This is a genomic window from Aeromonas sp. 11P (genome assembly GCF_051920165.1).
Taxonomy (GTDB): domain Bacteria; phylum Pseudomonadota; class Gammaproteobacteria; order Enterobacterales; family Aeromonadaceae; genus Aeromonas; species Aeromonas veronii.
The window spans coordinates 4,164,097-4,176,453 of sequence record NZ_JBQBDJ010000004.1 but is presented as its reverse complement, the minus strand read 5'-3'; the positions used below and the strand labels follow the sequence as shown (position 1 = coordinate 4,176,453).

The 12,357-nt window shown below is 56.3% G+C and carries 12 protein-coding genes and 1 pseudogene; 6 read left to right on the top strand and 7 right to left on the bottom strand.

From position 1 onward, the window contains the following. Positions 1 to 53 precede the first annotated feature (53 nt). The 5 genes from ACTG1P_RS19425 (at position 54) to ACTG1P_RS19405 (ending at position 5,013) form a co-directional block, all read left to right on the top strand. Complete coding sequence (locus ACTG1P_RS19425) at positions 54 to 1,301, top strand: AAA family ATPase (RefSeq protein WP_440002006.1); 1,248 nt, start codon at positions 54 to 56, stop codon at positions 1,299 to 1,301. 172 nt (positions 1,302 to 1,473) lie between these two features. Continuing rightward, positions 1,474 to 2,097, top strand: coding sequence for a hypothetical protein (locus ACTG1P_RS19420; RefSeq protein ID WP_440002005.1), 624 nt, complete (start codon positions 1,474 to 1,476; stop codon positions 2,095 to 2,097). Next, complete coding sequence (locus ACTG1P_RS19415; protein ID WP_440002004.1) at positions 2,075 to 3,082, top strand: cobaltochelatase CobT-related protein; 1,008 nt, start codon at positions 2,075 to 2,077, stop codon at positions 3,080 to 3,082. Before ACTG1P_RS19420 ends, ACTG1P_RS19415 begins: the two co-directional genes overlap by 23 nt. A 553-nt stretch (positions 3,083 to 3,635) precedes the next feature. Further along, complete coding sequence (locus ACTG1P_RS19410) at positions 3,636 to 4,193, top strand: helix-turn-helix transcriptional regulator (RefSeq protein WP_069554015.1); 558 nt, start codon at positions 3,636 to 3,638, stop codon at positions 4,191 to 4,193. Next, complete coding sequence (locus ACTG1P_RS19405; protein WP_069554016.1) at positions 4,174 to 5,013, top strand: tyrosine-type recombinase/integrase; 840 nt, start codon at positions 4,174 to 4,176, stop codon at positions 5,011 to 5,013. The genes ACTG1P_RS19410 and ACTG1P_RS19405 overlap by 20 nt, the downstream gene beginning before the upstream one ends. A gap of 214 nt (positions 5,014 to 5,227) precedes the next feature. Here the strand turns inward: ACTG1P_RS19405 and ACTG1P_RS19400 are convergent, their stop codons facing one another. Continuing rightward, positions 5,228 to 5,728, bottom strand: coding sequence for an SRPBCC family protein (locus ACTG1P_RS19400; RefSeq protein ID WP_005334766.1), 501 nt, complete (start codon positions 5,726 to 5,728; stop codon positions 5,228 to 5,230). A 160-nt stretch (positions 5,729 to 5,888) separates the two neighbouring features. On the opposite strand from ACTG1P_RS19400, the gene ACTG1P_RS19395 reads away from it, so the two are divergent. Further along, positions 5,889 to 6,308, top strand: a complete 420-nt coding sequence (locus ACTG1P_RS19395) for a GNAT family N-acetyltransferase (protein WP_139444500.1) — start codon at positions 5,889 to 5,891, stop codon at positions 6,306 to 6,308. On the opposite strand, the gene ACTG1P_RS19390 is transcribed toward ACTG1P_RS19395, so the two are convergent. The 6 genes and pseudogenes from ACTG1P_RS19390 to ACTG1P_RS19365 all read right to left on the bottom strand — a co-directional run bounded on the left by ACTG1P_RS19390 (position 6,298) and on the right by ACTG1P_RS19365 (position 12,112). Then, the gene (locus tag ACTG1P_RS19390; RefSeq protein WP_440002002.1) at positions 6,298 to 6,468 is read right to left on the bottom strand and encodes a hypothetical protein; all 171 of its coding nucleotides are present in this window, start codon (positions 6,466 to 6,468) and stop codon (positions 6,298 to 6,300) included. The genes ACTG1P_RS19395 and ACTG1P_RS19390 overlap by 11 nt on opposite strands. Before the next feature lie 35 nt (positions 6,469 to 6,503). Then, positions 6,504 to 6,815, bottom strand: a complete 312-nt coding sequence (locus ACTG1P_RS19385; RefSeq protein WP_440002001.1) for a hypothetical protein — start codon at positions 6,813 to 6,815, stop codon at positions 6,504 to 6,506. 10 nt (positions 6,816 to 6,825) lie between these two features. After that, positions 6,826 to 7,623, bottom strand: a complete 798-nt coding sequence (locus ACTG1P_RS19380) for a winged helix-turn-helix domain-containing protein (protein WP_440002000.1) — start codon at positions 7,621 to 7,623, stop codon at positions 6,826 to 6,828. 377 nt (positions 7,624 to 8,000) lie between these two features. Beyond that, the gene (locus ACTG1P_RS19375; protein ID WP_440001999.1) at positions 8,001 to 9,527 is read right to left on the bottom strand and encodes a methyl-accepting chemotaxis protein; all 1,527 of its coding nucleotides are present in this window, start codon (positions 9,525 to 9,527) and stop codon (positions 8,001 to 8,003) included. A 64-nt stretch (positions 9,528 to 9,591) separates the two neighbouring features. Next, a pseudogene (locus ACTG1P_RS19370) lies at positions 9,592 to 10,322 on the bottom strand (substrate-binding periplasmic protein). A 551-nt stretch (positions 10,323 to 10,873) separates the two neighbouring features. Beyond that, positions 10,874 to 12,112 (bottom strand): uracil-xanthine permease family protein, encoded by a 1,239-nt coding sequence (locus ACTG1P_RS19365; RefSeq protein ID WP_440001998.1) that lies wholly within the window; start codon positions 12,110 to 12,112, stop codon positions 10,874 to 10,876. Positions 12,113 to 12,357 lie beyond the last annotated feature (245 nt).

Below are 12,357 nucleotides of genomic sequence, written 5' to 3'. Positions count from 1 at the left end.
GTCAAAGAGTTTTCAACATTGGTCGGATCATTTACGGATGTGAGGAAAGCCGCATGACAACCTCAAATGAATCAAAAAAAGAACCAGCCGCAGTCGCCTCGTTAATCATTGAAGCCAGCAAGCACGTCAACAAATCGTGGCAGGAGCTGGCCCACTTGGCGTCCAACTGGATGGTTGCCCAAGGGTTGGAGACCCCGATAAGCCAGCAGGATCTCGCCTCGCTGGCAGCTTGCATGATGTTCACCGGCAAGCCCAAAGCCCCTGACGCTGGCGACCGTGACTCGTTCTTCGAGTTTATCGGTGTGAAGCAGAAGCCCAAGGAGGATTTGGGCGCTGGGGTGGCGGTGGAGATAGACGGGTGCAAGGGTATGCTGCGTTATCGTCTGGCCAAGGACATGTTCGATACCACGCTGCGTGTCCCGATACCCACCATCGAATGGGCTGACCAAGCCCCGCACTCCGTCCCCCAGATCAATCCCTTCTACGAAGTAACCCCGACCTTTCACGATGTCTTGACCGCCATGGCTATCGGCTTTCGCTCATGGCTGTTCGGTCATACCGGCACCGGAAAGACGGCGGCTATCAGGGAGATCTGCGCACGGTGCAGCTTGCCGCTGGTGCGGATCAACTTCGATTCGGAAATGACCCGTGCTGACCTCGTTGGCAAGACCGAGTTGCTCAACGATGGCGGCACGACCGTGAGCCGGTTCATTGAGGGTGTGCTGCCCCGTGCTCTCCCGCACGTTGGGGTAGTGCTGCTCGATGAACTGGACTTCATCCGACCCGACCTCGCCTACGTCATGCAGGCGGTGCTGGAGGGGGATGAACTGGTGCTGACCGGTGATAACGGTCGCCGTGTACCGGTGCATCCGCAGTGCTGGATAGTGGCCGCAGCGAATACCTGTGGCCAAGGTGATGATGTCGGCCTGTACCGAGGGGCGCGTGAGCAGTCAGCCGCATTCCTCAACCGGTTCCAGACCTTCATCGACTTCGACTACATGGAGTGGGCCAAGGAGGCGGCATTGCTGGAGCGCGAGACCAGCTTGCCTAGCCACATCTGCGAGAAGCTGTGCCTGTATGCCAAGGAGCATCGGGAAGCGTTCGGCAGGCGTGAGGTGCTCACTCCGATCTCGTACCGCCAGTTGGTCACGATGGCCAACCGGATGATGTTCATGTCCCGACATGCAGGCGTCTTGCCGCAGGACGGAGTATGGGAGGCCATGGAGTTGGTGGTCTTCAATGCCATGCCTGCCCATGAGCGCGTCAAGATGACGGGCATCGCACAACGGTTAAGCATCTAAGGAGGATGTGATGGGTTAAAGCGACATTTCTAACCTGCCCGTGTGGCCGGTCATCCTTCGACTGGGGGGACGGGTACTACACCCGTTCCATTGGTAAAGCGAAACGAATGTAACCGAGCGGTAGCAACGGGGGCCAAGGCGGCCCCCTTTTTTATGTCATGGAGATATGAAAATGAACTCGACCGATCTGGTAATTGAGTGCAATGCGATAGCCCGCGTGTTGGGCAGGTCGCAGGTGCGCGTAGAGTTTGCAGGGAGTGAGGCGTGGAATGACGGCTCTCTGATCCGTCTGCCCGAGATAGCTGCGGGCGAGCTAAGTGACGACAAGATAGCGATGATGCGTGGCTATACCGACCATGAGACTGCGCACTCGCTGTTTACTGACTTTGAGTTTTTCCGGCAACACGACAAGACCAAGGCCGACCAGATCAACTATCTGGAAGACCCACGGATCGAGGCGGCCTACCAGCAGCAGTACCCTGGGGCGTGGAGTAGCTTGAACGCCATGCGTCATGTGTCGGCGCAACTCCAGCTTGATGCACTGGCCAAGGTGCCGCCGCATCTGCTCGACTGGGGACGGCTGATCTTCGGGGCGGTCAAGTGGACTGCCTCCCAGATGATGGGCCACGGTGGTGACGTACAGCGGGCGCTGGTTGCCATGATACCGGAGCAGTACCGGCCACTGGCCAGCGAGTTTGCGACCCGCTCGATGGCGGCCAAGAGTACCCAAGAGATAGCGGCGCTCGTTGACGAGCTGCTTGAGCGGCTCAATTTTGGAGCCACAGAAAGCGCCTGAGCCCGAGCAGGAGCCAAGCGAGGGGGATGACAAGGACGAGGGCGAGGATGGGCAGGACGGGCAGCCCAAGGGCGTTGGTGAGGACGGAGAAGGTGACGAGGGCCAAGAGGATGGCGGGGAGTTAGGTGGCCAAGGAGAGAAGCAAGCGCCGCTCATTGACGAGGCGGCCATCCTGAGCGGCATGGCCAGCCGTGAGGCGAGCTTGCCCAAGTTCAACCTCCAGCTGTTCGAGTACAAGCACGATGACGCCCATGTGTGTGGCGTAGCCTTCTCGGCCAAGGAGAAGGTCGCCATCAGCCCGATGGGTTCCCATGCCAAGAGCATCCTCAAACGTGCGCTGATAGGCGTTGATGACAGTCGCTGGCTGGGTGGCCGTGTCCATGGCCTGCTCGATGCCAACGACTTGGTGCGGGCCTACCAAGGCGAGGATGACGTTTACCGGCAGCGCACCAAAGACCCCGAGCTTGATACCGCCGTCACCCTGCTGATTGACATGAGTTCCAGCATGAGGGGCGAACGGATTGAGTGGGCCACCAAGACGGCGTTGATGTTGGGCGATGCCCTCGACTCGCTGGGTGTGCCACTGTCGATCCTGGGTCACACCACCATGGCCCTGCACAACTACGCCATCTACCCCAAGGCGGATGTAGATCAGGTGTTCGCATTTGCCAACGACAAACGCCATCCCCAGCTTGCTTGCTTCAAGTTCCAGAACGCCGACCAGACCGGACGGAAGTTGAAGGGCGGGCGCTCGGGCAAGGTGGTTGAGAGGCTGGCCATCAAGGCGTATGAGCGGTATCGGCTGGGCCACTCACTCAATGCGGACGAGGTGTACGCTCTCGGCTGCGCGTTGACGAGTGCCCCAGGGTATATCTCATCCGACCCGTTGGTGATGTTCAATCTGTTAGGGTTCGGGGTGAGGATCAGAACCGCCCGTGATGTGATCGAAAGGTTGCCCTATTTAGTGGGTGTGTACGGCCAATAATATCGACAACCGCGCTATTGAGTTTGCTATCAATCAGATTGGGAAGTGTAAGCAGAAGCGCAAGATACTTTTAATGTTATGTGATGGCATTCCATATGCGCGTGGGGCACTTTCTAACTTATTGAATTCCAGTACCCATAATACCCTAGCTACTGTGTCCACCCTTGGTATCAAGGTGATCACTTTCGGCTTTGGTTCAACAAGTGTTAAAGGATGTACCCATTATGATGTAACATCAGGCTCAATCGGGCAGATAGAAAAAACAGTCCTTTTTGTTGTCAATGAATTGCTAAAAACATCATACCCTCGCCATTCCCCGAGCAGAACTGGTGCAGTGGAGACAACCATATGAAAGCTAGACCGGCATATAGGATTAGGTTGAACTGGATTAGGATGGCTCCTGCACACAGACGAAGTCTCGTTAAGAACCCAAACTGGTGGGTGCTTGTCGCCCAGCGGGTGAAGTCAGGCGTGAAGATCGGGGATGCTATTAGCCAAGTGGAGAGTGAGTGCGAGGCTAGACTCGCGGCTCGCAAGGCAAATGGAGATTAATATGGATAGTTTAGAGATTGAGCGGATCTTGCATCAGTTTCAAGGCCTGGAGCTACAGAACCGCATTTTGGAAAAGAAGTTTAATAACTTACAAAACGAACATCAGAAGACACTTGATGTAATCGAATCGCTTAAATCGAACCTCGCTGAATTACAACTGCAACTTGCATCATTTGGTATTGCACCATCGCACGACAATGAATCGCTACGAGAACTCAGCGACCTGACTCCACGCCAACACGTTATCCTTCAATTGTTTATTGAAGGATTTAACTACGACCAGATGGCTCACCGAATTGGGGTCTCGATTAATACAATCAAGACTCAAGCCAAGGCCATCCGTACCAAGTGGGGCGTGGACAACCGATCCGACCTGATATTCAAGGCCCGCCGTGCCATTAGTAGTGTGGCCGACAATGTGTATGTCGAGATCAGTGGTGGGTTGCCGAAGAACTGGGGTGAAGAGTTCGCTCACCTAGCCAAGGATGCAGACCCACATAACGTGTTGTACCGGCCAAGCAAGGGAAGAGGTGCTGGACATGAAGACGAAGAAGATTGATGGCAAAGAGTTGGCGACCATGAAGGACGCCGCCCTTTGCTACCTATCCGATAGGGAACGGTCAAGATCGACCACTCATATCGTCTCGAAGCTGGCCCCTTTCTGGGGCCAGTTTCGTTTGGTCGATGTGACCCAGCGGACGATGGACGACTATGCCAAGGGACTGGAGGGCATGGCCCAAGCAACCAAGGCGCGGATGTGCAGGCAGGCCCGCACGGTCTACCTGTACGGGTGCCGTGAGTTTGACCTCGCGCCCAAGGGGATCAAGGTGCCAACCGAAGGCAAACACCGCGCCGAATTTCTGACCAAGGATGAACTGGCCAAGCTGTTGGAGGGGCTGACGGATGAAGCCAGGGCCATTGCGACCTTCATGGTCTATACCGGCGCACGGTATTGCGAGGCCCGACTGGTAGAGGTGGATGACCTCAAGCAGATGGGCACGGCATTGATGTGCCGACTACGCCACAGGAAGGGCCGTGAGACGCTTTGGCGCGAACGCTGGGTGCCGGTGCATCCACAGGTGCAAGAAGTTATCCGGCAGCACGGTAGCGTCTCTGGTGCGCTCTGGCGCAATAGTCTGGGCGAACAGTGGCACCAAGATGCGGGAGCCCTGCGCAACCAGATGAAGCGGGTATCGGCCAAGCTCGGGTTCGAGGCTCGGCCCCATGTGCTGCGGCATACCTTCGGGACGCTGCTGGCCAAGGAGGGGGGAGACCTGCGGATACTGGCGGAACTGATGGGCCATGCCAGCTTGGAGCAGACCCGAACCTATATCAATGCAGGTAATCAGGAGGCCGCCGCGCTGGTCGGGAAATTGTGATGGGTCACATTTCTGGTCATGGCTGTGACCATTGTTGTGACCATGCATGACCATACGTGACCACGAGCTAGTTAAATAGCGCAGTGGTCAAATCTGGTCATGTCTACTACAGTTTATTAAGCCGATACAAGCAGTTAGGTGAGGGGGACATTGCGAAGCCTGAACTGTTTCAACCGGCCTTTTGGCCGGTTTTTTTTATGTCTGATATCCGGGATTACTGGGCCAGCGCCTTCAGCTGCGCCTTGTCGGGAGGATTGTTCCAGTCGATGGGGCCATGGGTAAAACGGTACTGCAACCGTGGCAGGCTGGTCTCCAGCCACTCTTCCCGAAAATAGGCATAACCCTGATCCCAATCCGGATCATTGGCCCAACCGCTCTGCAGGAAGTAGAGGCGAGTGCCCTGCCCTTCCGGCACAAAGCGCAGGCAAACCTGGGTCTTTTGCTGGCGGATATGGGGCAGGCTGGGTGGGAAATTCCAGCTGAAACTGAGCAAGTCATAGGGCATGACGGCCATGACCCGGCACCCTTCGCTGCCACGTTCACCCAGCGGGGCATCAGGCCTGAAGTAGATCTCGAAAGGACCATTCGGTTCGGCCACCATCAAACATTCGGGAGCCAGAAAACTGCGCAGACCGCTTTCGGTAGTCCAGGCATGCCAGACATCGTCTATGTGCGCCGGAACAAAAATGTTGCCTTCAATCAGTTTATTGTCCATAAATCAGCGATCCTCAAGCCATCCATACAAGGGACTCCGGCAGTATAGCCCCATGGCAAATACAATGGACAGTGCTTAATCACACCCTTGTCATTTGCATCGATTAACCTGCCGCCACGCGGTTGCCTCAATGAACATTGGCTTGATCCGGGAGGGCATCATGATCCGGCTCATGGAAGAACACGACATTCCCCAACTGGCCCGGCTGTTTTTAAAGAGCCGCCGCCACACCTTTCACTGGGTCGATCCCGCCCGTTTCCAACTCGAGGATTTCGAGGAACAGACCAAAGGTGAACAGGTGTGGGTAGCCGAACAGGGGGGCAATATCTGCGGCTTTATCGCCATCTGGCAGCCTGATCACTTCGTCCATCACCTCTATGTGTCAAGCGACTGGCACGGTCAGGGGATCGGGCGCGCCCTGCTGGAGCGGGGCCTCGCTGATTCGCCGCACGGCTCGCTCAAGGTTGCGACCCGCAACACGGCGGCGGTAGCCTTCTACCATCGGCTGGGCTGGCAAAACAGTGATGAGACAGGCCACTGCGAGGTCACCGGCCCCTGGTGTAAGTTATTTAGAAACTAGCGGGACGCCCTGCACCTGCGCTTTGCGGCTGAACAGGCACCAGCGGTGCCGGGGGGAAGAACCAGCGGTAGAGATCGAACCAGCCATCTCGCTGGGCAATCACAACCTCATGCACCGGATCGCGCTGGAAGATCGCCACCTTGTTTTCAGTCAGCGGCACCCAGGCATAGTTGACCAGCGCATATTGCGACTGGATCAGGTTGTACTCATTGAGATAGGAGTCATCGTTACCCGATTCGTGCAGTTGGGTACGACTGTCGATGAGGTAACAAGCTGGTTGAAGAAGGTCAGTTGAAAACCGGTCACCCGCCACTTCTCCCTGGTCGCCTCTTCCTCTTCGATCACGGTGATTTTGCCCCAGCGGCACACCCCGTGATAGTTGACTCCATTGGCTGACATTTTCAGGTCGTAATGACAGCCCAGACTGTTGATAAACATCCCGACCACAAACAGCAGCACGACAAGCAGTGGCAACAGCAGCAAGGTATTTTTCAGCGTTCGTTTCATCAGAGATCCCTTACAGCGTTTTTTCGAGCTCTTTATAGGAGAGCACGCGAACCTGGTGGCCGGAGACCAGCACCAGCGATGCCGGCTTGACTGCTGGCACGTCGCTCCGTGCCTCCATCTGGCAAACAACGCCGGTCGGCGAATCGGTGCAGTGCACATGGAGCCACTCGAAATGGAGATAGCAGGCGACAAACGCCATCAGCACAACCAGTAGCAGATTGACGTACATCAGGCTCCTAACCAACATTGGCCGCCCGATACCGCTGAGAAAGGCAAGTTTGGCACGCTCACCAAAAGAACGGGGAGCGGCGGCAGCAGGCTCTTTGATGACCTCGTGGTCAGAACTTGGTGGTGTCGACGGTGACTGCGCAGCCACTGCAGGCGTAGGCTCGCTCATCGGCTCGGGCAAGGGCTCACTCTCTGTTGGCAGTGCCTTGCCGTAATAGCTCTTCATCTTACAGTTCAGATGCAGGGAGTACCCTTTTTTCGGGGTACTTCTGATATCCAGCGTCTGGGGGGATGAGGTGAAGTGGCGACGAATATTGGCGATGGCAACGTTCAGGGAGTTGGGGCTGATGGGGCGACCCAACCAGCCGATATCGAGCAACAGATCCTTGTCGCACACCTCGTCATGGTGATCGAGCAGATAGCTGAAAATGAGGCTCTCTGCCGATGACAAACGCACCACCCGGGCGCTTTGCAAGTTGTCCTTGTCGGCACAGAAGATCAGCTCCCGCCTTTTGACATCAAAGACATAATCACCGAAGTGATAGGCTGATATGTTATTGCCTGGCGCAACCCCCGTCATACCAACCACCTGTTATTTGCATTCATCATGAAGAAGATGGGATTCCACACCTGATAAAGCCAGATGGCGGCTCAGGACTCGCTGTAATTAAACGAAATTCTAAAGGGTCGAGATCAGCGGCACAATAGATGCAGGTAGGCATGAGCGAGGAAAATGAAAATATGCGTCCAGCGCTGTCGGACTGCGTATCGAGCAGATCATGATGCTGCAAGTTTCGCGTATCGCGATCACGCCAATCTCAGCTGAACAGTGACATGGGCATGACGAAAAACGCTGCTGGACAAGGCCCCTTGCCCCTCACGACATCTCGCAGCGCCTCACAATAAAGGGAACCTTACCTGCCCCGCAGGATGCTCCAACGGGGCGAAATGAACTGACTAGACCCGAAACTGCTTGAGCAGGGTGTCGAGCTGGGCCGACAACTGCCGCAGATCACTGCTGGCCTCGGCAACCTGTGCCACTCTGGCTGCACTTTCGCTGTTGAGTGTCGCAATCCGGTTGACACTGTGGCTGACCTCCTCCGCCACCGAGTGTTGTTCTTCCGATGCCTGGGCGATATACATGTTCATCTCGCGGATCAGGCTGACCTGATTTTTAATCTTCTCCACCGATATCTGCACATCTGCCGCCTCGATGCCGGCGCGGGATGCCTTCTCCTGACTCTGTTGCATGCCGGCACCAACATTCTGGGTCGCTTGCTGCAACCGCTTGATACTGGCACTGATCTCCTCCGTTGACTGGCGAGTACGGCCCGACAAGGTGCGCACCTCATCCGCTACCACCGCAAAACCGCGCCCCTGATCACCCGCCCGCGCCGCCTCGATAGCCGCGTTGAGGGCAAGCAAATTGGTCTGCTCGGCAATGCCGTTGATCACTTCGATGATGGTGCCAATGCTGCTGCTTTCGGTCGAAAGGGTGCGCATCAGGGTGGCGACCCGCTCCACCTCCCCCACCAGTTGATGGATGGCCTCATTGGCATGGCCCGCCAGATTGTAACCCTGCTCCACATAGAGGTTGGCCTCATCGGTAGCGCCAGAGGTTTTCACCGCATTGCCAGCCACTTCCTGCACAGCCTGACTCATTTCGGTAATGGCGGTGGCGACTTGATCCAGCTCGGATTGCTGGGCGTCACTGCCTACCCTGGTATCTGCCGAGAGGGAATCACAGAGTTCAGCGGTTTGCAACACACCGGCAGAGAGCTCGTTGATCTCCGCCACCATCTCCTGCAACTTGGCAATAAAGTGGTTGATGTTGGTGGCCAGCGCGCCCATCTCATCCTGACGGCTGATCTTCAGACGCCGGGTCAGATCCCCCTCTCCTTTGGCCAGATCGAACACCGCCTGATTCATCTGGTGAAGCGGCCTGAGCACATTGCGATGAATCAGCACCATCAACAGGGCGATGATGCAGATATCGAGCACCAGGATCTGCCAGACGGTGGTGATCAACTGCTGGCGCAGTTGGGCCTGAATGGCGGCATCACTGGTTTGCACCAGCAATCGGGCCACAGTGTTTTTCTGGCCACTGTCGTCATAGACCAGATCATATCCCCCATAGGCAGCGGTATCGGCAGGCATGGCTGTCACGGGGGCAATGTCCCCCGCCGAGTCACGGGCAAACCCGGCTACCAGCTTGTCCTTGTTGACCACCAGCAACGCACTGAGTATATCGGCCGCCAGCTCGGACTTGAGCGATGCCTCGATGAAGGCCGATTCATAATTCCACAGCGGGCCGGGCAGGGAGAGCTGCAGCCGGCCGATGGCCTGCTCGACCAGCGCACTCTGTTTGCTGTAGCTCTCCGCTCTGACCGCGTTGTAGTTGTAAGCGCCAAACAACACCAGTAGCAGACTCACCGACAGGGAGGTCAACACGGCAATCCTGAACGTCAGACTTTTCCAATCCATGGTTTCCTCCCGGTTTTACGGCAGCCGGCGCAGTGCCATTGAGCGGCACTTGCTATTGGTACTGTTACTGGTACTTGGCATTGATCTTGTCGATGGTGCCATCCGCCTTCATGGCAGCGAGTATCTCGTTAAGCTTGGTGATGAGTTCATCGGGCGTGTCCTTGTTAAACGCCAAGCTCATCTGGGTTTCCTTGAACACGAAGACCGGCTTGGGTGAGGCCACCTTCTCCTTGCTGGCCAGATAGGGGGCCAGATACTGGCCGGTAGCCCAGAGATCGATGCGACCTGCCTCCAGTTTTTTCACGTTGGCGGTATCGTTGGCCGCCAGCTGCAACTTGGCAAATCCCTGGGCCTTGAGATATTCGGCGGCCGCATCACCGTTATGCCACCCACCGAATACTGCTTGGCATCTTCCAGCGACTTGACCGTGATATTGGCGGTCGAACTGGAGAAAAATACCCAGTTGTTATTGACCAGCGGCCCTACCCACTTGAACAGTGCTTCCCGCTCCGGAGTGCGGGTCGTGGAGTAGAGGGCGGTATTGGGGGTGCCTAGGGTATCTTCGTACGCCCGTTTCCAGGGCATCAGGGTCAGCTTGTATTCGACTCCAGCACGCTTGAACAGCTCTTCGACCACCTCAGTCGACAGCCCGACAATCTTGCCCCCCTCTCCCTGCATGTTGAATGGCGGGTAATCCTCGGTCATCACATTCAGTGGCGCAGCCTGAACAGCGCTTATAGCCATCATGGAAGAAACTGAAAAAATTGCACTTTTCCACAGCAGTTGATAGTTCATTGCAACCTCGCTTTGCTTGCCATTCATCCCTGAACATCCGCCGTTACCGATGGCGGTGCACGTCTGACCCACTGGGGTCATGCCGGCTTTCACGGCTCGCCGCCCACCCATGTGCAGCAGCAAACAGATCCGGATTTTGCCTGTGCGCAACGAAACGCAACCAGCGAGGGAGGCTCACAACAAATCGAGGAGGAAACATGCCAGGGCAGCATGAGGGGAGTGCGGAGTGGGGCGGATAAGCCTCTGCCATACAACAGCGCCGTGGCAAAGAAAAAGCGCATCGTTTTATGACAGGGGTCTGGGAGAGAAATGATAGAAAACGCCAACATCCATTTTCCCATACTGCTCGAGGAGACCTCAGAGCCAAACCTGTCCTTTAGCTAAGGTCACGAAAAGAGATACGTCAAATGAGAATGCTAACCCCCTCATCTGCTTCCAAATTAGATTCCAGATGAGCTCCGCCGAGCCGAAAAGTGGCGCGAGATACCCGAAAAACAGAAGGCCACCGCGAGGTGGCCTTCTCCAAATCAACGAAGAACGCCTGGTGGAACTCAGTCCTTGGCCGCGTCCATCACACCCTCTTCGGAGTACGCAGGCAGGATCAGGTTGAGCAGGATGGCGGCAACAGAGGCCAGGCCAACGCCAGCCAGCGCGAAGTCGCCAATCTTCATCTCCAGCGCACCGACACCGACGGTCAGAGTCACAGCGACGATGGCGATATTGCGTGACAGCCCCAGATCCACCTTGGATTCCACCAGCGTCTTGAGACCGATGGCAGCGATGGATCCGAACAGCAGCAGCATGATACCGCCCATCACCGGCATCGGGATGGAGGTGAGCAACGCATTGAACTTGCCGAAGAAGGCCAGAATGATGGCAAACACCGCAGCCCAGGTCATGGTGACCGGATTGAAGTTGCGGGTGATCATCACGGCACCGGTCACTTCGGCGTAGGTGGTCACGGGAGGGCCACCGATGAAACCGGCGAAGCAGACGCCGATACCGTCACCGGCCAGCGTACGGTGCAAACCCGGATCCTTGGTGTAATCCTTGCCAGTCACGCCACCAATCGCCAACACGCCACCGATATGCTCGATACAGGGGGCGATGGCGACCGGCAACATGAATAACGCAGCAGCCCAGTTGATCTCCGGGGTTTCGAAGTGGGGCAGCGCCAGCCAGGGGGCGTTCACCATGCCATCGAAACTCACCTGGCCCATGAACACCGCCGAGACATAACCGGCAATCACGCCGCACAGGATGGGGATCAGCTTGATCCACCCCTTGCAGAACACAGCTGCAATCAGGGTGACTGCCAGCGAGATACCGGCCAGCGTCAGCGCAGTCCCCGCAGGTACTACCTGCTCACTGCCAGCACGACCCATCGCCATGTTGCAGGCAACCTGTGCCACAGAAAGACCGATCACCATGATCACCGGGCCAATCACCACCGGGGGCAGCAATTTGTGCACAAAACCCATCCCTTTTGCCCGGATCAGCGCAGCCAGAATGAAATACATGAAACCGGCGGCAAACAGGCCAAACATGGTGGATGGCAATCCCCAGGTCTGGGTGGCGTAGATGATGGGAGCGATGAAGGCAAAGCTGGAACCGAGGAAAATCGGGACCTGGCGGCGGGTGCAGAGCTGGAACAACAGGGTGCCCACACCGGCGCCAAGCAGGGCCATGGAGGGGTTCAGTCCGGTGAGCAGGGGCACCAGAACCATGGCACCGAAGGCGACAAACAAGATTTGCAGCCCGGCGACACTTTGCTTGACTAAGGAAAACATGGATGTCCTTAATTTTTTGATAACTGATGGGGATATTTATCACTTTTCAGTTATCACAAGACTTTTTCAAGGCACAAAATGAACGCAAATGCGTCACTCGTTACCTTTTACTGCTTGGGAAGGGCATGAAACTGGCTTTTTAGGCGGGATTCGTTGCTACAAGCATCGAGTATGCGATTTTACGCATTATTGTGACGAACGCCAATCGTTTTTCTGACCGGTTTATTGAAACCCCATTTAACAAG

Coding starts and splice junctions, on each gene's coding strand:
- ACTG1P_RS19425 (WP_440002006.1), top strand. CDS start 54: ATGACAACCTCAAATGAATCAAAAAAAGAACCAGCCGCAGTCGCCTCG.
- ACTG1P_RS19420 (WP_440002005.1), top strand. CDS start 1,474: ATGAACTCGACCGATCTGGTAATTGAGTGCAATGCGATAGCCCGCGTG.
- ACTG1P_RS19410 (WP_069554015.1), top strand. CDS start 3,636: ATGGATAGTTTAGAGATTGAGCGGATCTTGCATCAGTTTCAAGGCCTG.
- ACTG1P_RS19405 (WP_069554016.1), top strand. CDS start 4,174: ATGAAGACGAAGAAGATTGATGGCAAAGAGTTGGCGACCATGAAGGAC.
- ACTG1P_RS19400 (WP_005334766.1), bottom strand. CDS start 5,728: ATGGACAATAAACTGATTGAAGGCAACATTTTTGTTCCGGCGCACATA.
- ACTG1P_RS19395 (WP_139444500.1), top strand. CDS start 5,889: ATGATCCGGCTCATGGAAGAACACGACATTCCCCAACTGGCCCGGCTG.
- ACTG1P_RS19385 (WP_440002001.1), bottom strand. CDS start 6,815: ATGAAACGAACGCTGAAAAATACCTTGCTGCTGTTGCCACTGCTTGTC.
- ACTG1P_RS19380 (WP_440002000.1), bottom strand. CDS start 7,623: ATGACGGGGGTTGCGCCAGGCAATAACATATCAGCCTATCACTTCGGT.
- ACTG1P_RS19375 (WP_440001999.1), bottom strand. CDS start 9,527: ATGGATTGGAAAAGTCTGACGTTCAGGATTGCCGTGTTGACCTCCCTG.
- ACTG1P_RS19365 (WP_440001998.1), bottom strand. CDS start 12,112: ATGTTTTCCTTAGTCAAGCAAAGTGTCGCCGGGCTGCAAATCTTGTTT.